Here is a 23,608-nt window from a genome sequence, read left to right as displayed (position 1 = left end):
GGAAAAATGTGTCAAAACGTCATGAAATAAGTAGAATGTCGGCGAATTCTATTCGCCTGTTAAATAGCCGCTGATGTATAGCCTCTGATATGCCACAAACTCTTCAAATCTATAAGCTTGATTACCTTCGAAATTCATTCGATGCATTTCGTGCGATTCGAGCATTGGATTTCCCGGTAATACTGGAAAGTGGCCGTGGTCGATACACAGAGCATATGGGGCGTTTTGATGTTCTCACTGCAGAGCCGTTTGAGATAATTCAAGCCTCTGACGAGTTACAAGGCACAGCATTACTGGACGCCCTGAATCAGACGATCCAACAGCTTTCCGTCGATGAGCAAGGCATTGCACAAGCCTATCAGCACTTACCCTTTCTTGGCGGCGCCATTGGCTTTCTGAATTACGACTTCGGGCAGCAACTTGAAACCTTGCCGAATACCGCTGAACAAGACATTACCTTACCAACGGCTTGGTTTGGTATCTTTGGCTGGGCCTTGGTCACCGATCATCTAAAAGAAGAAACCTGGCTAGTACATGACTCAGCGCTGACACAACGTTCTACGTCGGATTTGATGGACATCTTTGAGTGTGCGAATGACAACACAAAAAACGCTACCGATTTTACGTTAACTCAGCCCTTTAACAGCAATCTCAGCCATCAGGAATACCTGGACAAGTTTGATCGCCTACAAGAGTACATTCACTCCGGCGATTGTTATCAGGTGAACTTCGCCCAGCGCTTTACCGCTAGCTGCGAAGGCGATTCCTTTACCGCTTTTGAAACCATTTCCAAGAAAATCCCAACGCCCTTCTCTGCATTCTTCCAACTTGGACAATGGGATGTATTAAGCCACTCACCAGAGCGCTTTATTGAATTAGAACAAGGGGTGGTTACCACCAAACCAATCAAAGGTACTCGCCCGAGAGGCGCGACGTCTCAGGAAGACGAAAATCTCAAACACGAGCTCGCTGAAAGTACGAAAGATAAAGCAGAGAATCTAATGATCGTAGACCTACTGAGAAATGACCTCAGTCGGGTTTGCAAACCCTTCTCAGTGAAAGTGCCTAAGCTCTTCGATATTGAGACCTACCCCAATGTACACCATTTGGTGAGCACAGTGACGGGTGATCTCGAAGCCACTGAAACGGCCACCAGCTTACTTGGTCATAGCTTTCCTGGCGGCTCCATTACCGGCGCACCAAAGATTCGAGCAATGGAGATCATCGATGAATTAGAACCTCATCACAGATCCCTTTATTGCGGTTCCATCATCTACATCAGCCGTCATGGCAAAATGGACAGCAGCATCACCATCCGGACGCTGATTCGAGATGGTAATCAATTACATGCTTGGGGTGGCGGCGGCATTGTTGCCGATTCAGATGGTGAGGCGGAGTATCAGGAAACGCTGACAAAAATCAGCCCGTTGTTACGAGCGCTTCAGAGCTAGCATAAGCTCCCAATCAGCTCACTATTAATAACCTAAAATCAGTAATAACCTGAAATCAGTAATAACCTAAAACCAGTAACTCAGACCTTTGATCAGAAGGTGGCTGCAACCAGCTTTCTTCTTGCTCTAATGCTTGTGAGCTTATGTAGTCTCTGCCGTAGAAGATTTGATCCAACACACCGTTTCGTTTCAGATCACTGACGATTGCTTTCAAAGGCTCAATTTTATGAACATAAGCGGACTTTTTAGAGAGGTACAAGTCCGCCTTCGCGGTGGAAATCACCCAGAGTTTCTTTAGCCACTTAGTTTCAATAGCCAGGTTTTCGATGCCGTAATAGATAGACTGGTCGGTGCTTACCACAACATCGACATGATTCTTCATCAGCATTCTCAAGCCCTGATTCATGTTCTTCACTGGAACTTTGTGAAATCCAGTGTGGTTATCAAATGTCGGACCATACTTTGAGCCTCGAACGTGGGCAACACGCTCGCCATTAAGATCAGAAAGGCTTGAAATCTGTTTGTGAGAACGCTTACTGACAGCAATAATTTCAACGCTGGCAACCTCACCAAGTGAGTAACCGATGCTTTCTGACTCCGGGCTATGGAATAACACTGCAACGTCCGCTTGGCCGGTTCTTATGTCATTAATTACACGAGGATACGGTTTCAACCGGTTTCGAGTTTGCATTCCTGTCTGATTACAAAAGGCATCAGCCAGTTCAACAAGTAAACCTTCGTGAGAACCATCGGGTTTCTCAATGCCCCAAGGCATTACATTACTGGTCGAGAGCAGTAAGGTCTCATCTGCCAGCACAGAAGTAGTAAAACAAAGACAAAAACAAAGCAAAAAAGAATGGATACAACGAATCACGAAACGACAACTCAAAAACCAGATATTAAACGGAAGCGCCATAATACCCCGTAAGTTTATTCCATACAAAACCAGAGGGTATTGATATTCATCATGATTGCTCAGTATAACGCTCGATTAATTCTTCTATCGGAATTGGACGGCAATAGTAATAGCCCTGAGCGTAATCACAGCCGAACTCCTTCAACATGTCATTATGATCGACAGTCTCCACCCCTTCAGCCAATACGTGCAAATCCAGCTCTTTCGCCATAGCAATAATCGCCGTCACAATGGCCTTATCGCTCTTGTCTTCCAGAATATCCCGAATGAATGATTGATCGATCTTCAGCACATCAATAGGAAAGGTTTTCAAGTAACTTAACGAGGAGTAGCCGGTTCCAAAGTCATCCACTGCCAACGTGATATTCAGGCCTTTCAGATCATTCAACGAGCGGATAGTCTCGTTAATGTCATCAATCAGAATACTTTCTGTCAGTTCCAGCGATAAGAACTTGGATTGCAACTGATGCCCCTGAAGGGCCGATTGGATGACATTACACAGATGTTCTCCGTTCTTGAACTGATGCGCAGAGACATTCACCGCCACTTTGATCTGATCAAGCCCTTTAGCATGCAACAGCTTCAACTCTTTACAAGCGGTGTCTATTACCCAATCCCCAATGCGACCAATCATGCCGGTGTCTTCAGCCAAAGGAATAAAGTCCGCAGGCGAAATGACGCCATGATCAGGATCAATCCAGCGAATCAAAGCTTCAAGTCCAATGAGTTCACCCGAGGCAAGATGAATCTGCGGCTGGTAATAAAGCTGGAAATGTTGCTTGTCGATGGCCGTGCGAATTCGGTTTTCCAATACCAAGCGATCGTGTGCTCGGGTATTCAGCTCATCACGATAAAACTGGAAGTGGTTCTTACCTTCAGACTTGGCGTGATACATCGCCAAATCGGCATTTTTAAGTAATTCATCAGAGTTATTGGCGTCCTGTGGATACAAAGAAATACCAATACTGGCTCCCACTTGAACTAACTTGCCACCCAGCTCAACGGGTTCACTCAACGCATGAATAATGGCATCCGCAATGTCGGTAATACGCTCAACCGTAGCGCCACCAATTAAAATCGCGAACTCATCCCCGCCTAACCGGGAAACGGTATCTTCTGCCCTGACGCATTGATTAAGTATCGACGCGACATGCACTAATAAACTGTCACCAACATTATGGCCCAGAGAATCGTTGACCGTCTTGAAGTTGTCCAAGTCGAGTAGCATCACCGCCAAGGACGCACCTTCCATTCGCTCCAGACGACGGAATTCCTGCTTAAAACGATCTCCAAGCAGTCGTCGATTGGGTAATTGAGTTAATGGATCAAAGAAGGCCAACTGTTTGATGGTTTCTTGTGCTTCATGCAGCTCGGTATGATCTTCTGAAGTGGATGCATACTGGATGATGTTGCCCATCTCATCACGAATACAAAAAATCGACTGCTGTGCCCAATAGAGCGTCCCGTCTTTGCGTTTGTTCTGAATCTTGCCATTCCATTCACGGCCAGACTGTAATGCCTGTTTTATCTCTTTTAATGTCTCTTCTTCGGTACTCTGACAACGCAATATACGCGGTGTCTTACCAATCACTTCATGGGCTGAATAACCGGTGAGTTTGGTAAAGGACCTGTTGATGTATTCAATACGAGAGTCCGTATCGGTAATAATAATGGCGTTCGCACTTTGCTCCACCGCCTGAGACAAGTTATGAAGTTTTTTCTCGGCCTCTAAACGACGGCGCTCTTTTGAAATCATCACCATCGCAGCACTCAGATCATCACTCAAGCTACTCAACAATGAAATCATTTGGGAGCCAAAGACTTCAGGCAGTTGCGAATAGATAGTAAAAATCGCGATGGCTTGACCGTCGACTTTAATGGGTACCGCTGCAACGGCTTGATAGCCCCGTTTTAACGCCGCTTCACGCCACGGCAGGAAACTTGGGTCATTGGAAGTGTCATTAACAAAGTGAACCAGCCCAGTCTTGGCTGCTCGCCCAACGGGCCCTTTGGAAAGATCGGAATCATCCACCTTCATTCTCATTTCTTTAAGGTAGTCCTGCCCTTCTCCTGCGGAGCAAATCGGTTCAACTCTGTCATGTCGAATCATGCCCACCCAAGCCAACAGGAACTCTCCTTCCTGAACGGCAATGTCACATATGCTCTGGAATAAATCTTCTTTCGAAACCGCACCAATGATGGCTTTATTCGAATGGGTCTGTACGTTATAGAGGCGGTTCAGGGTATTCAGCCTGTCCTGAGCGACCTTCGCTTCCGTCACATTACGACGAACATGGACCATACCAGCCTGATGAGAACCAAACGCAATCGGGCTGAGAGAAATCTCATACCACTGCTCATCGTTTGAATTATAAAAACGGTGTTGTTCAAGCGGCTCACGCTCTTTAAGTGCAGCGCAAATAACACAATCTTCTGCGGGCAAAGACGTATCATGCTGAAGCTCATGGCAGGACTGATCTAAACAGTCTTGCTGAGTCTTATTCAACTGAAGGCAGATGGCTTTATTGACCTGACGCACCCGACCATTACGATCAACCAGAGAAATTTCTTCAGGTATCGCGTCGTAGGTATTGGCACCACGAGAGAGGTTCTTGAACGGCTCTCTGAGACTCGACTCAATCAACGCTACATAGATAGCCCAGAAAGAAAACAGCTTAAAGAAATGCCCGACAATGATGGTGAAACCGTAGAGGTTGGAATACAGCGTAAACATCACTTCGGCAGCAATGGTAAACCCAATGGATGCCAAAATCAGATGCAGCGTTTTGTCTTCCAAAGAGTGCCTTGCATAGTAATTCGTCACCCCGGCAATGACTAAAAGAGCAATGATGATCCATTCATTCACTACCTTTGTGAAGGTGAGTCCAGTTTCCATGTTGAACATCTCGGGGTAAACACCTAACGGCACCATCGCCATCAAGATGCACACCAAACCAATAATGACAGTAAAGACACTGTAACGATTCACTAAAGGCCTTATATAGAAAGGCGCAACAAGCAGAACAACGGCTTCGAAATAACGCGCAATAATCCAATATTGTAAGGTGGTATTGTTGTCCATGATGGACACGAACGGCATGCCCTTGAAGGTCAGCGTATGCGCACCATCCAGAATGGCGACCCCGAGATAACCGATCCCCAGCCACATCAAATAATGGTTGTGCGATAACACAAAGGTATTCCATGCCACCACCAAGGTGATCACCGCCACCGAAATAGAAACGAACTCAGCCAGCGTATGGAACAATAACGGCGAATAAGCCCAAACAGGAATCAACCCCAAGCAAAGAAGCGTTGGGAACCACCAGGTTTTGAGGCTAAATAAACGAAACAATGGGACGTGCGCAGAAGACAACTTAATTCCTAATTCTTTTTGTAAGTTACATCAAATATAGCCAAAAGAAAGAATACATACAGGCCAATCTTTTACAACAAAAACAAAGAGCTGATGGCCAAATGGCCGCCTATCCTCTACTGATAGTCGTAAATCACCAACTTCTCCGTTTTTCCGATAATATATCGTTTTAAAAATGCTTTGTGTTCAGGATGACTCACATACGACTGCATCGATGCTACTGAATCAAAGGTCATGGTGACGCCTAAATCAAACGAGTCATCCACCATGGGCCGATCACTGGTGATAGCTCGTCCTGTATGCAACGTCTGAATTCCAGGAATATTCAAAAGAGATTGGGTGTTTTCAGAAACCTCATGAATGTAATTCTCACTAATCTCCGGTTTAAACCACAACAAAACAACATGTTGCACCTTACCCGGTTGATTTTGAGACCAACTGGCGCAACCACTCAGCACAGAAATCAACACCACCCAACCGAAAACCACTGCCTTTTTCATATTCTTCTTCTCATTCATCACAAAAGACACCTTAACTTTTACATAGAAAACAAGAAGTTAAAAGTCTTGGCCAGATCAAACATTGTGAATTTTTATCACGAGATCTATCACTAAAGTGACTCGATCACTGAATCTCTGATTCAACATAAATAACAATAACAACCCGTTGAGGGCAGTCAAACAAGACACGCAGATAAGTGCCGTATCTTTTTACTGTCGCAGTCCCAAATGGGTCAGAGCTTATCCTTTTAGGGTAAGTAAGGAGTGTTTATGCGTTCTACGACTCAGCTCTATGCAACTCAGCTCTATACAAACCAATCATCTCAACAATCGAAGCGAAACTTTTCCATCAGGAAGCTCATTACAGCCCAGTTCATGGTTGCTCAAGGGCTGTTATTGATGGTTTGTTTACTTTCCTGGAATATGGCTCACGCCTATGACAACAATTACCTGGTCGGCCAAGGCATTCACGATGTCACCGGCCCTGCCGCTGAAGTTGGCTTGATGGGTTATGCCAACCCGGATCAAAAGAGCGCAGGAATTCATTTCAGGCAATGGTCGCGAGCCTTCATCATCGTTGATCCACAAACCGGTAAACGCATTGTCTTTAGCAGCGTCGATGCCGGCATATTGCCGCAATCTGTTTTCCAAGGCGTGATGAAAAAACTGCAAGGCAAGTTTGGTGATCTCTACACCGAACGCAACGTCGTACTCAGCGCGACGCATACCCATGCAGCCGTGGGTGGCCAATCGCATTACGCGCTTTATGACATCACTATTCTTGGCTTTATCGAAGAAGCCTACGAGGCATTGGTAAACGGTATCGTTACGTCCATTGAAGAAGCCCATTACAACCTTAAGCCCGGTTACATCTTAGTGAATCGCGGAGATCTAACCAACGCCAGCTACAACCGTTCTCTGGAAGCCTATGAAAACAACCCACCAGTTGAACGTAATCACTACAATTCCAACATTGAAAAACCAATGACGGTGTTGAAATTCGTTCAACAGGGCAATAAAGAAATTGGCATGATCAGTTGGTTTGCAACCCACCCAAATGCCATGGGCAAAGATGAGAAACTACTGAGCGGAGACAACAAAGGTCACGCCTCTTATCTCTTTGAGAAGAAATTAAAAGGTTCCGATTACCAAAGTTCTGACAGTTTTGTTGCCGCCTTCGCCATCAGCAATGCCGGTGATATGTCACCGAATGTGAATCCCGATGATGAAGGCCGAGGCCCGACTTCGGATCGCTATGAAAACGTCAGAATCATTGGTGAGCGCCAATATCAAAAAGCGTTAGAGCTCTACAATTCAGCCAATGAGCAACTGGTCGGAAGCATAGATTTTAGACACCGTTACGTGGATTTCTCTGAGACTCAAATTTCTGGAGACTTTACGAATGGTACAGCTCAAACCACCTGTGTCGCCGCATTGGGTGAAGCCTTCGCAGCCGGTACTGAAGACGGACGAGGACCAGATCTCTTTAAAGAAGGATCTACAGAGGCCAACCCATTTTTCCAATTTATTGGCAGCATGATTGTTGCGCCAAGTCAGGAGGATTTGGATTGTCATGCCCCAAAGGCCGTACTCATAGCACAAGGTAAAACGTCGCCCTACCCTTGGTCACCTGAAGTATTGCCATTAACCTTGCAAAAGATTGGTCAGCTGGGCGTACTTGCGGTTCCTGCTGAATTTACCATCATGTCCGGTCGCCGTTTGATGGAAACCGTGAACAATGTTCTAGCAAGCGAATTGGATTATTCCGTGGTCGCCGCACTATCCAACTCGTACAGCGGCTACGTAACCACTAAAGAGGAATACGATCTTCAACACTACGAAGGCGGCTCAACGCACTTCGGCCCATGGACATTGGCGGCCTACCAGCAATCCTTCTATCAGCTTGCGGAAGATATGCTGCCAGCCAACCAAACACCGGATGATGACATCACACCGATCCCATTCCCATCTCAAGAACCAACACCCCGAGACCTGACGGGTGAAACCGTGAACTTCCAGACTGGCGTCGTACATGACCAAGCCCCAGTGTTCAAATCCATTGGTGATGTGGTTCAGAACGCCAACAGCAGCTATCAGAAAGGCCAAACAGTGACAGTTAAGTTCTGGTCGGGCCATCCGAAGAACAACCTAAGAACGCAAGGCACCTTCATGAAAGTTCAACGTCTGGTCAATGGTCAATGGCAAACCGTTGCCAACGACAATGACTGGGAAACCAAATTCCAATGGCAGCGTATTGATGGCTTCTGGGGAACCTCTCATGCCATCCTCCATTGGACCATTCCTGAAGATGCTCCATCTGGAACTTACCGCCTGAAACACTATGGCGATCAGAAAAAACCATGGACAGGCAAGATCGTCGGCTACACAGGCACCAGCCGAAGCTTTATCGTAAATTAACCGATCTTCGAACCAAAAAACGAAAGCCCGCAGTTTAAAATGCGGGCTTTTTCATTACTTCACTAACGATAAACTGGTAAAGGGTACTGTTCCTATACTAGGGTTAATATCGGCTAATGATTTCAAGGAAATGTTCGGTGACTGCGTTCAAGAGGCTCCTATGCTAAAGCGATGTATAACGCTTACTCTTGTGAGCTTAGCAGCCCTGTTTAATACAAAAGTGAATGCCATAGAGAATGCAAAAGGAACACTACCGGATGCCACTTCCTCAAACCTAGTCCCCTTCACCGTCTGTACCAATTCCTGGACACCATTTATTGATGACAAACTCCCCAGTAAAGGAAAATCCTGGCGGATCATCAAAGAAATAATGGAGGTACAGAACTACAAAGCAGAGCTAGAACTGATGCCTTGGGCTCGTGCAGTTAAAAGCGTCCGAGATGGTGACTGCGATGCACTACCTGATGCCTTTTATACCGACGAACGCAGCCAATGGGCATTGTTTTCAGAACCTTACGATCAAGTAAACACCGTGTTCTTTAAACGCGTTGATCGAGAGCTCAAACCTTATGAAAGCTATGACGACCTCAAAGGCCTGCGCATTGGGATTATCAGGGGTGCAGCCGTCACGCCCGAGTTTGACCAAACAGTAGGATTACAAAAAGTAGAAGTGCGAGACATTCGACAAGGGTTTTCAATGCTCTACGCTGGCCGTCTAGATCTTCAAGTCACCGAAGACCTACCCGGCCTTCATGAACTCGAATTAATGAGCAAAAAATACCCCAGCATTGGCTCAAAATTGGTCATTATCAATCCCTACCTTGCCGCCAATTCCTTACATCTTGCGATATCAAAGAACTCCGAGAACGCCTCCAAAATTCTTAACGACTTCAACCAAGGTCTGGCGAAGCTAAAAAGCAATGGTAGGTATCAACAAATAATGAATGATTACAAATAACGACGTAAGTGAGCTCAAGAACTCCCCTTCTCAATAACATCCTTTACTTCATATAGGATTAAAAACTGCATATTCCACGTAAGAAATTTCTTACATAATTTTAATACAACATACTAGATACTCAGAAGTACTTACCTATCAAGATAAACAGCTTCAATGCCGATAAGACCTAAGGAACCCCTGAATATTGATAAGAATGCAGCTGTTATTTACATAGTCAGTCATATAAGGAAGATGTCCATGGCAGAGATTGCCAGCTCAATGCTAAGAGTATCGTCAGGTAAAGTCACCTCAGGCACTCACTCACATCAAAGCAAGTAAGAATACACCGCTTCGGAACTAGCCATCACCTCTGACGCCAAGATTCGAACTGCGACTAATGAGCATAACGATACTAATACCAAGCTAGTAACTGCTGACAATTCAAATGCACACGTTTTTACAGGCAAAGGCAGTTTCTCATATGAGTCTTATAGATTAGTCAGTGCCCATTCTGATTGCGAAGCAGGGAGAATAGATGATTTTGGTACGGATGAAGTGGTCTATGGCAAACCTTTTGAGCTGAACTACAACAATACGCTCCATAACCCAGTGGGTAATATGACGGCAGACTTGTATGAGGCGTTTTCTGACTTTCAAAAAACACTTAGTCAACGATATCCGGAGCTACCACAAACTGGCTGGGGGTTTTCGGTCAATGCAAATAATGAATTAGTGGTTAAGTCCGACTCTCTTGATGAAAAAACCAGTAACAAGCTTCAAACACTCTTAAATCACGACGACTATATCAAGAGCCTATCTAGCAGCATCGCGGACACGTTAGTCCAAGGTTTGGAAGCTATAAGAGGTAAAGATCAATGGTCCATGAAAATAGGACGGTATGATCTTACAAGAGAAAATTTTTCGGACATCATCGACTTCCGAAAGGTCATTGAATCTCCGATAAAAGAAGCCAAAGACTTTCTTCAAAACGGCCCGACATTAAACAAAGAATATTCTTCAGTTTGGTTCGAAAGTAAATCTGAAGACCGACTGATAAAGTCTGCACTAGAGCAATATGCTTTTAACCTATTTTCAGAACAGATAAAGGGAAAAGCAGATGATAAATACAGCGATTATCGAATCGAGTATTACGACAAAACAACAAATGAGCACCACGTAACAGAGCCCATAAAATTTACGACTTACCAGGAGATGATGTCAGGTGACAAAATCATCGAACTCATCAATAAAGATAAAGAACGACGGGCTTCTATCGAACAACTCATTACTACTAAAGACAAGAAAGAAACAGATTAGGCGGCATCCTAAGGCACCTCTGAATAAGCTTCAGCCCTCAATTAAACTCGCTAACGCCTCTGAGGACTTTGTTGGAATGATTTCAGTCACTTCATACTCAGCCAGATTTTCACGATAAAACGGATCTTGAGCCAAGATGTCATCAAGAGCAGAACGGCTCTCAACGGTTGCTATAATGACACCGCCAGTCCGAGGTTCTTTGCGGCCTGACAACTGAAAGTGCCCCTGACGATATTGTTCGTCAAGGTATGCAACATGCTCAGGAATAAACTGATCGACAGCCCCTAAAGGAGCAATGTAGGTAAGAGAGACAATAAACATAGGTTTCACTTAGTAGAATAGAAAAACAGGCTTGTGTGAACATTAGCGCTTGTTGGTTTGTCTCTCATCATTCGGTTTGGTTCGAAATGAAATGTACTCAATAACCCATAAGAGCAGCCGCAAATCCAACAACTATTAGAGCAACACCCACTTGCATCAAATATTTTGAAATCATTGCTCTCTTATGCGCTTTGGCTCCAAGCGTCTGGATCTCATCACAATGACTCGCCTGATAACCAGAACTTAATACCCAGCTATACAAGCTGATAGTTTTTCCAAGATCAGAAAACGCATAACCATCAGGAGAGCCTAAGCGTTCCCACTGTGCCATATCATAGCGATACAAGGCCTTACTTAGATCCGGGAAGCGAATCGATAAGACACCCGTAATAATCAAAAAACTGCCTATTACAAGAACCAACATGTGCAATCCCTCATGCAATCAAGAATGAATCCATCCAACGTAAAAAGTTCCAAGCGCTATCTTCAAGCAGACCATAGTTATAACCAAAACATACTTATAAACATAGTAATAAAAAACTAAAAAATGCGTGAGAAAAGACTCTATGTACAAGCCTTTAACGAAAAGATGAAAAAGCCAAACCAAACATTGGACATCAAAATCAATAACTTGATCGCATCCCGGGCAAATGTTGGGATATTGTCGTACCAAAAGAGATAACCAATAACGAGCCACTGAACAAATAACCACAAACCGGAGAGGTATACCACGCCCTTATGACAACCAGTATCAGGTGTTGTGTAGGCAATCCACCACCAAGAAAATACCATCCCCGTAGAAAGTAGAAAAAGCACACCACTCGACAAAATATTTCGCCAACGAGGATAGCTAGTACTGAGTAACTTTGCTTTTACCTGAGCCAACTTATTGGTCATGTTTCATCCTTGAATTAGGCCTCTATAGGATCTGATTCATGCACTTCACTATGCGCATAGACATACGCATAATCAAATTTTACTGTTTCGGAAATAGCGGCCATGAAATCATTATATAATTTGGATGGCCCTAAAACGGCAACAAATCTCAGCTTAAACCGTGACCTATTGAAGAAGTCCAGAATGTTGAATATCAAACGCTCAGCAAGGCTTGAAAAAGCGCTAAAAGAAAAGCTAGCAGAGAGCCAAACTGAAAAGTGGCATGAGGAAAATAAGAGTGCAATCCGAGACTTAACGACTCGTATTGTTATTCCATTGGGGAAACTCAGCCATTTTAAGAACGAAAGCATTCTAGGGCTGACACCTCAAATTGCATCTATGCCCGAAACAAAAAATCCTACCCTCGATAAAACGACGGCGTCTTTCCCGTCCACTTTTTAAAGGCATGTTGGAAATTCGCGGCATCTGAAAACCCGAGATAAGACGCAATCTGTTCATTGGTCATTTGATTCTGATGAATAAGTTTGATGGCGGATTGGCAGCGTACTTTGTTCATCAAAGCACTGTAACTTGTACCGAGTTGTTTAAGGCGTCGACGCAGTGTTCGGCTACTTAGCCCCAAGGCATGAGCAATCATGTCCGGATCTGGATAATCACCCGGTGAGCAAGACAGAATTTCATCAATGTCATCCACTAACCCTTTATGATTTTGGAGATCAGACTCCAACAACGCTAAGTGTTGAGGCAATAACTCAGAATCGTTGTGTAAAACCGGAATTTCGCTGAAGCTTAAATCCAAGTCCCACTCATCAAAGGTTTGATTACCTTCAATCGAACAACCAAATTTTTGTTGGTACATGATGAGTTCTTGATCCGACAACTCGGTTTGAAAACGCACTTCGTTTATGGGCACGGTTTTTCCTGACAGTTCATACCCAATCGTGATTAAGCCCTTAACTGTAAGTTCAAACAGGAACTGTTGAATACGAGCGGGCAAATTCACAACATTTACAAGCCGATTAGTCAGTAAGTTGTGGGATAACAGATTTGTAATGTCGGTGAAACTGCCTAACAACTGGTAGTAATCGACAGTAATTTCCAGCGCTTGACCAAGAGTTGCACAGTGACCTAAACATTGCCCGATTGAGCCTATATCCGCCAACCGATAGTTAGCCGCAATATCACAGCCCATACCCGGTTGGTATTTCTCTTCGACGAAATACTCAAGAGCTAACAACGCCTGATACGCACTGATAAAAGGCATTTCAAGATCGGATGCTTTTAACCCGATTCGTTCTAATAATTGTGCACACCAACGGTGTTCCCCCTGGCTTTCTAAATAATTCAGAATAAGCCTGAGCTCAAAACTTGGATAGATTTGATCACCTGCTACGGTTACATGCTTAAAAGCTGCAAGCGTATTGGTCGAGGTAGAGAGCTCCATCCTCGCCCCTCCTATTGTTTTTTATAGTTATTACCTTAAGAGGAAAACACCTCAAACAAAATCTCAAGGTGCAATCTGGCCAGCCTATAATTTTTTACCGACTAGAGGCTCAGCGCACCTCATTAGCGAACTCAGGAACCCCGCAATACCAGCTCATAACCCCCACTCTACGCCAAACACCCAACGATCATTGTGATCAAACTGACCAAACACTCCCTCGTTATTTCCGTAGAACACATCCAACCCCAACCAGAGTTCCAGATTGCTTTCCAACATGTGACTGAGCTTGGCTTGAACCACACCATCATCACTTTCAATGGCATGAATATCCAGAACTTCGAGCTCCCAGGTTTCATTCAGGAAGTTATGCCGATACAAAAACGTCACAGAGTTTTTAGTTTGTCTACGCTCCATGCTTCGATCGTAATCCAGTAAGTGGCTCTGGAACCACTGCGCACTCAACATCACATCACTTAGCCCTTGGTAATCCAGGCCAAACACAAAGGCAAGTTCGTCGCTCTGCTGAATACCATGAGTATTGAGATCAGAGGCCACATGATACGTATCCGAGTTGTAGCCAATCTCAGAACGCACCGTGAAATCGCCTATCGCATTAGACGCAGTACCGCCCACAAGATGATTTCGTTCATAAGTTGGCGTAACCTCCACCGACAAGTCGGCCGGAGTTACCCCCACCAAGGTTTGATAGAGTACGGGATTGTCCTGATAGTGATACAAGTAATTGAGGGTCAAATCCCAACCGCCGGCAAACAGGCTGTACTTCACGCCCCACTCACCGTCACTCAAGCCATTATCCGGTTTATCGGTCGACAGAACCCGAACACCCAAACCAGTGGATGCACGAGGAATAATCTCCGGCGCGGTAAAGGCGAAGGTTTTATCCGGCTCCGCCAACTCATTAAAAGTCAGATCAGGAATCCACAATAACTGAAGGCTGGCGTCGTCCGAGATTTCCACCTCATAGTTGACCGACCATAACGGGATACGTGAATCCTCATACTCTTCAAGAATAAACTCCCGATAGCTTTGCGGATTCACCACATCCAACAGCTTAATGCCATCGGCTTGCCCCCACACTATTTGTTGTTTGCCCACACGCCAGAAACCATTGAGGAATTCCGCATCGATGAAGAACTCTCGCAATTGAAATTCAGCATGCGCACTGTTGTACCAAGGCATCGAAATTTCACTGTTGTTTTCCGGGGTATGAGCGGAGGGTGAGATTCGATCGTACGCATCCAGACGAAGTCGACCTATGGCCGTCAATTCCATAGAATCTGAGACCGAGCCCACCCACTTAGGCTGAATACGTGTCTCTAGCTTTTGACGATGACCGTGCGTGTCGACCGCCCATTGTTGCTCCAAAAGCGCCGTCCATTCTCCGGTTATATTACTCACCGTATCGCCCTCCCCGTCAGCCAAGGCAGCTGACGGGGAAAGCACACACGAACATAAAAGAGACAGCGACAATAACCACGACAACGAAACACCAACAGAATAGCGCCCCATGCTATTTACCTCGCTTCATCGCGCGTTTGGAAAACAAGTTGTCTTTAACCGGGCTCTGGTAATCCACCTGGCTGAAGGTGAACTCGGTACGATGGCCTGTCTTATGATTGTCCACATTCATCTGATGACGTGTTACATAGCCATCAATGGTTCGGATGTCCGTGACTTCCAGGCTCTTCAGATGATTGCCTTTCACATCCCAATATTCAGCTTTCAACACTACCCAGTAGTCAGCGTCTACCCAGAACTCCGTTCGGCTGTACCCCAGTTCTTTCTTGATGATGTCAGACTTTGGAATACCCTCCATGCGATAGGTTTTGCGTTCACCTAAATGCCGATCGAGCAAGATCTCCTCACCAACAAAGCGATAGTTATAATCCGCTTCTTCAAGCTTGCCTTCTTGTTTGATGTCTTCGTAGGTGAAGTCCGTGCCCAAGAAATAATCCCCACGATCCGAGGCGGAAATACGACGTACCTTCCTAAGTGCTGGCAGATACAACCATTGATCATCATCCACCTCGGCCTCAGGGTAATCGTACGTCAGAAAAGCCGTACCCTGAACGTTGGTCGGCGTGCGATAGAACAGGATGGTGCGCTTCTCTTCACCAAAGTATTTTCTGAACGACTCGGTTGAGCGCTCACGCACTTTCCCCCGGCGATCAATCAGTTTCATATCCATGGTGCGAACCTGATGCTCACCTTCATCGACCGCATTCACGCGATCGACAATGGCTTTCGTGTCAATGGTTTGCGTATCAATCGTATTCACTGGAGTTATTTTTGAGTCCATTGCCCAGCTCTTTTCAACACTGAACAAGCTCAACGCTCCCACCGCGAACACAGCAAAGCCTAGGCTTCTGACCGCACCAGAGGCCAACTGTGAGTCAGATGATTGCGCTTTCCCAACAATAAAGGCCGGACGGGTTAACTTAATCAACGCAGGAAGGAAGGTAACGCTGGCCAAGAAACTGGTGGAAACGGCAATCACCACTATGGTTCCGAAGTTATTCAGCGGCACTACTTTACTGGAGATCAGCACCCCAAAGCCGCACGCAATGGCAAGGAAGTTGAAGAACAAAGCCCGCCCGGTGGAGGGAAACAAAGCAACCAAGGCCGCATCCAAATCCTGATTATGAGTTTGGTAAAGGCTGCGCAAACGATCAATGGTGTGAATCGCAAAGTCGACGCCTAACCCAATAGCAACAGACGCAAACATCGACGTACCTATGCCTAAATCGACTTCCATCAACACCATGGTCGAATACACCAGCAAGATCGAGCTTCCCACCGGAATCAGCGTATAAAAACCGGCAAGACCAGATTTGAACAGCAACGAAGACACCAACCACACCAACAACAGCGAGATAAACAAACCGGTAAAGTGGCTTTGCCCTAAATCTTTAATCCAGAAATAATTCAAAGTCACCCGGCCGCTCAGGGTCGCTTTCAATTCCTCTGTTGCCAGGTTTTGATCAATGTAGACTTGCAATGCTTCCACCACAGGCTTGGTTTCTACAAACGATCCCTGGTTGAGGGTAATGCGCACATTGGCCATGCGATAGTCATAATCCACCTCCTCTTCAAAGTCGGTGGGTTCTCCTGAAGCTGAATAGATCAGGAAATACTGAGCAGCTAACTCCTTGGAATCCGGTAAGCGATATTCGCTGGCACGCCCTTCGTTCAACGAACGATTCATCTGTTTAAGGTAATCGACAATCGAGGTGGCCCCTTCCACGTTGGCCAGTGACAAGGCATATTCCTGAAAAGCCGCCATCGCGTTTAGGTTTTCCGGTTTAAACAAGCCTTCGTTGTCTTTGGCTTCAAACACCACATCAATATTATTGGTACCGTCGAAGAAACGATTGATCACCTGATCAGCCTGATAGATGGATTCCGAGTGATCAAAGGTTTCAATCCGGTTTTCATTGACCCGCAATTCAGTGGCCGCTTTCACACCCGACAGAATAATCACCACGCCCAAGCCCACAGTGATGGCCGGTTTCGCCAAACTGATTCCCCCAATCCACACCATAAAGCGTGAAAAGAAGTCGTGTTTTCCGGTTTTATGCAAAGTCACGAACTGTTGACTTGCGGAAGGCTTTAAAAGCGCTATGGCTGCAGGTAGAAAGACCAATGAATAGATCCAGGCGATAGCCACACCAACCGCTGTGAACAAGCCAAAGTATTTAAACGGCGGCATATATGCCGCAAAGTACAACCCCAGGAAGCCCGCGATAGTAGTTAATGAAGTGAGCGTGATCGGACGCCAAATTTCCTGCATGGTTTCGACCACCAAAGAGCGACGATCCTGATCCGGTTTAGCCGCTTGCAGTTCAAAGTAGTGACTGTAAACGTGTATCGCATCGGCCACTGAAATACCGATTAGAATCACCGGTAAGGCATTGGTAATCACAAAGAAAGCTACATCACTAGCGGCCATGATGGATAAGGTCATCAGCACCGAAGCCGCAATAATCACATTGCCCAGGATGGCAGGGCTGAATCTACGAAAGGCCAAACCAATCATGATGGTAATCACCAAACCAGCCATCGGATTCAACCGGGACGCATCCGCATCAATGTAGCCCCCCAGAAAACCAGCAATGGCCCCCTCACCTGCCACATGAACAGATACACCGTCCGGCAAGGCTACACTGTTCACAGTCGCCACCACTTGCTGATAGGTTTCCTCAACCTGTTTTTCATCCAACACCTCAGCCACGATCATGGTCGCCTGCCCCGACTCGGACACTAATGATCCGAGGTACAGCGGAAAATCATTCACCGCAGATCGCATTCGGTCAGCATCAGCCTGGGTAGATGGGAAGGGATCAAAGAACGGGGTAACGTCCATCCCTTCGTCTGTGCCAGTGATATTGTTCTCTGTGGCAAGGCTCATCACCCGATCGGAGTCGATGTTATCCAATGCGGTGATGGCTTCGGTAATCGACTCAATCGTGACCAGGGTTTCTGGGTTAAACACCCCGGTTTCCCCTTCGTTCACCACCGCAATCACTATCGGATCTGCCAGGCCGAACTGAGCCTTCACCTTATTGCGATAGAGTAATGCCGGGTTATCGGCCTCCAAAAAGGCATCCGAGCGAGTGTCTTTATAAAGCTTGGGAATTTGACTGAGGGTAGCAATCATCAATACCAGGCTTAAAATGACCATGGTTTTGGGATAACGAACTATCAGCTCGAAGAACTGATCAACAAGTTTGGGATTTTTGGGGTTCATTAGTTCACCTCTTGTTTTAATTTTTAAATGTATATACATGCTTTATTTTGAAACAGCAGACAAGATGATATCGATCCTTGAACTTATCCATACATGTCCGCGAAATCAGTCTAAGAGAGTACGATTTCATGTATATGCATATTTATATCAAATAAATATCACCGGATATCTACAATCGCACTGCTTACCGCCAACAAATTCTCCACGCACGACTCCCCCAGCTGGTCTTTGATTTTGCTCTGAGCTTCTTGCCATAACGGCAGTGCCTTTTGGTACAACGCCTCTCCGGTTTCAGACAAAGACAACTCCTTTACTCGCTTGTCTTCATCGCTCGGCCGAACCTGGATATAGCCATCCCGAATCAATGGCTTTAAGTTTCGGGTTAGCGTGGTCTGATCCAGGACGAGAACTTCCTGCAATGCACTGTTCGTAGTTGGCTGCGTAAAATGGGTAGCACGCAAGATTGAGAACTGCCCTACCCTGAGACCGACAACAGACAAGTAATCGTCGTATATCTGAGTCATCACACGACTGGCTTTTCTGAGTGATAAATTCAAACACAGGTCCATTACTTTTCCTTCATAGAAACGGTTTACAGAGTATGTAAACAATTAAACATGCATATACATGGTAAAGTCAACAAAGATATCAAATGAAAACCCAACTACTCATTCAGTACATCGCGACTGATGATCACTTTTTGGATTTCGCTGGTCCCTTCGTAAATGCTGGTAACACGAACATCTCGAACCAAACGTTCGATGGGTGAATCTTTCAGATACCCTTGCCCACCGAACAACTGCTGAGCGGTATAGCAGGCTTGATTGGCTTTCTCCGTAGCGAACCATTTCGCCATCGACGCTTGAGGTCCGAACGGCCGACCTTGTTCCTTCTCAAACGCCGCCTTCAGCAGCAGTAAACGAGCTGCTTCCATATCGGTTTTGGCTTCCGCCAACATCCACTGCACGCCTTGAAAATCAGCAATACTCTGTCCGAACTGCTGACGTTCTTTGACATGATCAATCGCCAACTCGATGGCTTTCTCACCTAATCCAAGTGCTAACGAACCTATACCAATCCGACCACCCGCCAATTCAGACACCGCGATTTTAAAGCCTTGATTAAGCGCCCCCAACATCGCAGTGGCCGGGACTTTACAGTCGGTAAACACCACCTCGTTAGTCGCAGAGGCAAGCTGCCCCATTTTTTGTTCTTCCTTACTGATACTCACCCCGGGATTATCTGCATCCACCAAAAAACAGGTAATGCCCTTGCCTTTTGGCGCTGACGAGTCAGTCACTGCCCACACCACAAATACACCGGCATAGGCAGCACTGGTAATGTACAGTTTGGTTCCATTGATAATCCAATGATCACCATACTTGACCGCTTTAGTAGACATTGCAGCAGGGTCTGACCCAGCCCCCGCTTCGGTTAAACAAAACGCACCAGCAGAAAACTCCCCACTGCAGATCTTAGAAAGATAACGCTGCTTTTGTTCTTCCGACCCAATGGACTGAATCACCTCCGCCACCATATTATTGACGGACATGGTCACTGCCGTTGACGCACAACCCTTGGCAATCTCGGTCATCGCTAAACTGAATGCAATAGTACCTGCTTCGGTTCCGCCGTATTGACTGTCTATGTTCAAGCCCATAAAGCCCAGTTCAGCCAATTTCTTTAAATTCGCCAAAAACAAAGGGCGTTGAGCTTTATCTTCGACAGTAGAAGCGACAGGAAAGAGTTCCGATTCCGCAAACTTCTTGGCTGTTTGTTGAATCATCAATTGGGTGTCGGAAAGGTCAAAGTTCATGAAAGGCGAACACTCTGTTAAGAAGTCTCTGTTAAGTCTTATTATTTAACTAATAACCTAACAAAGTGCTCTGCGCCAGATAATGGCAGGAACGCGCTTAAAAGATGGGATTTAAGCGCTCAGAATAGACTGATTAATTGGCGATAGCATTAATCACGGGAATGGTTATTTCTAAATCTTGCTCTGGTTTGAAAAAGCCATTTTCAGCATTCTTAGGTGCCAAACTCGTCAAATGATTGAGGTCTAAATTAGGATACTTTTCTGAAAGTGCTTTGATATCACGCTCGGATTTATCCGTATGCACGGTAATCGCCAACGGGTTGTTCGCTTCCGATCTTGAAAAGATATTTTTCTGTTTGAAAAACGCATTACCTAAATAAGTGATTTTTCCGCCTTCAACATGAAATCGATAATCCTGAACGTCATTTGGCTCAACAGTACCCACTGTCCATGAAACGAGCTTATATATTCCAGGCTCAAACGCGACAACCTTTAACTCGCCATAACTATCATCTGCTTTAAAATCGTATTTCTTTAACGCCATTTCCCAAGTAGTAGAAGCCCCGGCCTTAATGACCTCCGTTGCCCCAAACGCCCCGCTCTCTATATTTTTAAATCTCAAAATAAAAGGGCCCGTTTGGCCCCGAGGATAATCAATGGACAACACAACCACGCCATTTTGAGATGGCCCGCCCAGGATCGCATCTGGCGCAATATTCGATTTACCGCATGCCACCAGGGTTAAACCAAGCAAAGTTAGCATGACTGCTTTCAAAAGGGTTTTGACATATATTTTCATCAAGAACGACCATGTTCTATTTAGACTTTACTTTTAATCGCCAAACTCAACGCATGTCGCGCCAGCTGATCTAGATTCATTTCGCCGCTTTCGTCATACCAATTCACCGTCCAACTTAGGGCACCGGTCAGTAGACGACGCAGAATAAAGGGATCAATCACCACCAAACCTTCGTCTTTAGCTTCGGTTAATGCATCCAACCAAAGTTGTTCATAAATATCGCGAAGCTCAAGAATCACCTTCTGGCTATCTTCATTGAGGCTGCGCCACTCAAAGACCAGCACGGTCATCGCTGCGCCGGTGTCTCCCAGAATGGATTTCAATTCACATTTGATCAGAGCCAGCACACGTTCTTCAGCCGTGTTGGCTTCGGCCAGAGCAGCTTTCATGGATTCGGTATTAAGCAGAATGGCTTCTTCCATCACCGCTCGAAGAATACTTTCTTTGTTTTTGAAGTGGTGAAACAGACTTCCAGAGAGAATACCCACTTCTGCGGCTAAGTCCCGAACGGTCGTTCGTTCATAGCCTTTATCGCGAAATAAACGCGCAGCCGCCTGAATCAATCGGCCCTTAGGGCTTTTTGGGTCAGTAATGGTTCCTTCAGCAACTAACTTCTCTAACACGTACTTCATCTCCTGTTCCAGCGAAGGAATTATGCACCATCCCCTACGTTGGGTCATCTTTCTGTTTTCACTTGTATCTTAATAGACATAAATCACCCTATTTACAAACCAAGCGCTTGCTTGGTATTGTAATCACATATTACCTAAAGAAACAAAGAAAAGACGTCGCCAAAGACGTTAAATTAAAGGACACAATCAACCCATGACTGCTTCAAACACCGTACGAATTGGATGCGCCTCCGCATTCTGGGGCGATACCGCAGCAGCCGCACAACAACTGGTACGCGGCGGGAATCTCGACTATCTGGTCTTTGACTATCTGGCTGAAGTAACCATGTCCATTCTGGCTGGTGCTCAGATGAAAAATCCGGAGTTGGGCTACGCAACAGACTTCGTCGACACCTTAACCCGTATCCTCCCGCAACTGGCAGAGCAAAATATCAAAGTCATTAGCAACGCCGGAGGCGTAAACCCCAAAGCTTGTGCAGAAGCGATTGAGGCGGCCATTGAAAAATCAGGCTTATCACTGAAAGTAGCCTTGATTGAAGGCGATAACCTCACGACTATTCAATCCAAATTTCAGGATCAAAACATCACAGAGATGTTTTCCGGAGAGCCATTACCCGAGCGTTGCCTGAGCGTAAACGCCTACCTGGGCGCAACTCCGGTTAAGGCGGCGTTAGCACAAGGCGCAGACATCGTAATTACCGGCCGAGTGGTTGATAGCGCAGTGGTACTTGCCCCGTTAATGCACGAGTTTGACTGGCAAGAAACCGATTACGATCTGTTGGCGCAAGGTTCCTTGGCCGGCCACATCATCGAATGTGGCACCCAATGCACGGGCGGAAACTTTACCGATTGGGAAAGCGTCCCCGGCTTCGAGAACATGGGCTTCCCTATTATCGAGTGCCGGGCCGACGGTGCCTTCGAGGTATCCAAACCGGAGCAAACCGGCGGCTTGATTAACCGCTTCACCGTTGGGGAACAGCTACTGTATGAAATTGGTGATCCGCAAGATTACCAATTACCAGACGTGCGATGTGATTTCTCCAACGTGCAACTGAATGATTTAAGCAATAATCGAGTTAAGGTGACGGGTGCCAAAGGCCACGCACCTACCGACAAATATAAAGTTGCGGCCACCTATATGGACGGTAACCGCTGCACAGTGAGCTTCTTAATGGCAGGCATCGACGCCGATAAAAAGGCCAAACGTGTTTCTCAAGCCATCATGAACCGGGTATCCGGTCTTTATAAAATGTTGGGCTGGGAAGACTTCACCGATTACGACATCGAAATCCTCGGCACAGAAACCACATACGGTGCGCATGCACGAATCCAAAGCCCGCGCGAAGTCGTCGTTAAGATTGCAGCACGACATCAAGACAAACGCGCGCTTGGACTATTCGCCAAAGAAATCGCACCCGCAGCAACCTCTATGGCACCAGGGATTACCGGTTTGGTTGGAGGTCGCCCGAAAGTCAGCCCAGTGATTAAGCTGTTTTCCTTTTTGATTGATAAAACCGACATCACACCAATTTGGCAGTCAGGCGCTGAATCCTCTGACGTTCACATAGCTATTCCGGAACAATCCGAGTTACATCTGGAGAAAAATCGTTTCACCTCACCGCTTGAAATTGATCCCGACGAAGAGTTCATTGAAGTGCCTCTGATTGACTTAGCCGTTGCCCGCAGCGGCGACAAAGGCGACAGCTGTAATATTGGTGTGATGGCACGTAAACCGAAGTTCTTGCCCTTCATACAAGCGAGCCTGACCGAAGCGAATGTAACGGAGTACATGCAACACGTACTGTCAGACCGCAGTGAAGTGAAACGCTACGCACTGCCGGGCATTGATGCCATGAACTTCTTGCTGACCTTCGCACTGGGTGGTGGCGGTATTGCCAGTTTACGCACTGATCCTCAAGGTAAAGCCCAGGCTCAACAGTTGTTGGACATGCCCGTTCGCATTCCCAAACGTCTCATAAACGAAACAAATCAACATAACGAAGGTTAGGAAGA

The 23,608-nt window shown here is 46.0% G+C and carries 19 protein-coding genes; 6 read left to right on the top strand and 13 right to left on the bottom strand.

Features of this window, described 5'->3' with window-relative positions:
- Positions 1 to 89: 89 nt before the first annotated feature.
- Positions 90 to 1,451 carry an aminodeoxychorismate synthase component I gene (gene pabB / locus ACFOEK_RS09495; RefSeq protein WP_386719683.1) on the top strand — a complete coding sequence of 454 codons (1,362 nt, stop codon included), beginning with the start codon at positions 90 to 92 and terminating at the stop codon, positions 1,449 to 1,451.
- Between the two features lie 55 nt (positions 1,452 to 1,506).
- Here pabB and ACFOEK_RS09490 read toward each other — a convergent pair whose 3' ends face one another.
- From ACFOEK_RS09490 to ACFOEK_RS09480, 3 genes are all read right to left on the bottom strand, one after another.
- Complete coding sequence (locus tag ACFOEK_RS09490) at positions 1,507 to 2,367, bottom strand: substrate-binding periplasmic protein (RefSeq protein WP_386719680.1); 861 nt, start codon at positions 2,365 to 2,367, stop codon at positions 1,507 to 1,509.
- A 49-nt stretch (positions 2,368 to 2,416) separates the two neighbouring features.
- Positions 2,417 to 5,743: an EAL domain-containing protein gene (locus ACFOEK_RS09485; protein WP_386719677.1), complete on the bottom strand. Its 3,327-nt coding sequence runs from the start codon at positions 5,741 to 5,743 to the stop codon at positions 2,417 to 2,419.
- A 116-nt stretch (positions 5,744 to 5,859) separates the two neighbouring features.
- A complete protein-coding gene (locus tag ACFOEK_RS09480; RefSeq protein ID WP_386719674.1) occupies positions 5,860 to 6,243 on the bottom strand; it encodes a Dabb family protein in 384 nt (127 codons plus the stop codon).
- Between the two features lie 270 nt (positions 6,244 to 6,513).
- On the opposite strand from ACFOEK_RS09480, the gene ACFOEK_RS09475 reads away from it, so the two are divergent.
- The 3 genes from ACFOEK_RS09475 (at position 6,514) to ACFOEK_RS09465 (ending at position 10,918) form a co-directional block, all read left to right on the top strand.
- The gene (locus ACFOEK_RS09475; RefSeq protein WP_386719672.1) at positions 6,514 to 8,661 is read left to right on the top strand and encodes a neutral/alkaline ceramidase; all 2,148 of its coding nucleotides are present in this window, start codon (positions 6,514 to 6,516) and stop codon (positions 8,659 to 8,661) included.
- 190 nt (positions 8,662 to 8,851) lie between these two features.
- Positions 8,852 to 9,619 carry a transporter substrate-binding domain-containing protein gene (locus ACFOEK_RS09470; protein ID WP_386719669.1) on the top strand — a complete coding sequence of 256 codons (768 nt, stop codon included), beginning with the start codon at positions 8,852 to 8,854 and terminating at the stop codon, positions 9,617 to 9,619.
- A gap of 600 nt (positions 9,620 to 10,219) precedes the next feature.
- Positions 10,220 to 10,918 (top strand): hypothetical protein, encoded by a 699-nt coding sequence (locus ACFOEK_RS09465; protein ID WP_386719666.1) that lies wholly within the window; start codon positions 10,220 to 10,222, stop codon positions 10,916 to 10,918.
- A 30-nt stretch (positions 10,919 to 10,948) separates the two neighbouring features.
- On the opposite strand, the gene ACFOEK_RS09460 is transcribed toward ACFOEK_RS09465, so the two are convergent.
- The 3 genes from ACFOEK_RS09460 to ACFOEK_RS09450 form a co-directional block, all read right to left on the bottom strand.
- Positions 10,949 to 11,239 (bottom strand): YciI family protein, encoded by a 291-nt coding sequence (locus tag ACFOEK_RS09460; protein WP_386719664.1) that lies wholly within the window; start codon positions 11,237 to 11,239, stop codon positions 10,949 to 10,951.
- A gap of 97 nt (positions 11,240 to 11,336) precedes the next feature.
- Positions 11,337 to 11,663, bottom strand: a complete 327-nt coding sequence (locus tag ACFOEK_RS09455; protein ID WP_386719661.1) for a hypothetical protein — start codon at positions 11,661 to 11,663, stop codon at positions 11,337 to 11,339.
- A gap of 140 nt (positions 11,664 to 11,803) precedes the next feature.
- Entirely contained in the window at positions 11,804 to 12,136 is a 333-nt protein-coding gene (locus tag ACFOEK_RS09450; protein WP_386719659.1) for a hypothetical protein, read from the bottom strand.
- A gap of 102 nt (positions 12,137 to 12,238) precedes the next feature.
- On the opposite strand from ACFOEK_RS09450, the gene ACFOEK_RS09445 reads away from it, so the two are divergent.
- Positions 12,239 to 12,577 (top strand): type II toxin-antitoxin system CcdA family antitoxin, encoded by a 339-nt coding sequence (locus ACFOEK_RS09445; protein WP_386719656.1) that lies wholly within the window; start codon positions 12,239 to 12,241, stop codon positions 12,575 to 12,577.
- Here ACFOEK_RS09445 and ACFOEK_RS09440 read toward each other — a convergent pair.
- From ACFOEK_RS09440 to ACFOEK_RS09410, 7 genes are all read right to left on the bottom strand, one after another.
- Positions 12,534 to 13,580, bottom strand: a complete 1,047-nt coding sequence (locus tag ACFOEK_RS09440) for an AraC family transcriptional regulator (protein WP_386719653.1) — start codon at positions 13,578 to 13,580, stop codon at positions 12,534 to 12,536. The genes ACFOEK_RS09445 and ACFOEK_RS09440 overlap by 44 nt on opposite strands.
- Positions 13,581 to 13,733: 153 nt before the next feature.
- Positions 13,734 to 15,110, bottom strand: a complete 1,377-nt coding sequence (locus tag ACFOEK_RS09435) for a DUF1302 family protein (RefSeq protein WP_386719650.1) — start codon at positions 15,108 to 15,110, stop codon at positions 13,734 to 13,736.
- 1 nt (position 15,111) lies between these two features.
- On the bottom strand, positions 15,112 to 18,348 hold the full coding sequence (locus ACFOEK_RS09430; protein ID WP_386719647.1) for an outer membrane lipoprotein-sorting protein: 3,237 nt from the start codon (positions 18,346 to 18,348) through the stop codon (positions 15,112 to 15,114).
- A gap of 158 nt (positions 18,349 to 18,506) precedes the next feature.
- The gene (locus ACFOEK_RS09425) at positions 18,507 to 18,917 is read right to left on the bottom strand and encodes a MarR family winged helix-turn-helix transcriptional regulator (protein WP_386719644.1); all 411 of its coding nucleotides are present in this window, start codon (positions 18,915 to 18,917) and stop codon (positions 18,507 to 18,509) included.
- A gap of 95 nt (positions 18,918 to 19,012) precedes the next feature.
- On the bottom strand, positions 19,013 to 20,164 hold the full coding sequence (locus ACFOEK_RS09420) for an acyl-CoA dehydrogenase family protein (RefSeq protein WP_386719641.1): 1,152 nt from the start codon (positions 20,162 to 20,164) through the stop codon (positions 19,013 to 19,015).
- Positions 20,165 to 20,297: 133 nt separating this feature from the next.
- Positions 20,298 to 20,963 (bottom strand): hypothetical protein, encoded by a 666-nt coding sequence (locus ACFOEK_RS09415; protein ID WP_386719638.1) that lies wholly within the window; start codon positions 20,961 to 20,963, stop codon positions 20,298 to 20,300.
- A 20-nt stretch (positions 20,964 to 20,983) separates the two neighbouring features.
- Positions 20,984 to 21,595, bottom strand: coding sequence for a TetR/AcrR family transcriptional regulator (locus ACFOEK_RS09410; RefSeq protein WP_386719635.1), 612 nt, complete (start codon positions 21,593 to 21,595; stop codon positions 20,984 to 20,986).
- Positions 21,596 to 21,788: 193 nt separating this feature from the next.
- Between ACFOEK_RS09410 and ACFOEK_RS09405 the strand changes: the two genes are divergently transcribed.
- Positions 21,789 to 23,603: an acyclic terpene utilization AtuA family protein gene (locus ACFOEK_RS09405; RefSeq protein WP_386719632.1), complete on the top strand. Its 1,815-nt coding sequence runs from the start codon at positions 21,789 to 21,791 to the stop codon at positions 23,601 to 23,603.
- The last annotated feature ends 5 nt before the right edge of the window (positions 23,604 to 23,608 follow it).

It is taken from the genome of Litoribrevibacter euphylliae (assembly GCF_042646085.1).
In the GTDB taxonomy this organism is placed as follows: domain Bacteria; phylum Pseudomonadota; class Gammaproteobacteria; order Pseudomonadales; family Litoribrevibacteraceae; genus Litoribrevibacter; species Litoribrevibacter euphylliae.
The sequence above is the reverse complement of the archived record's forward strand: the minus strand, read 5'-3'. Positions and strand labels throughout refer to the sequence as shown.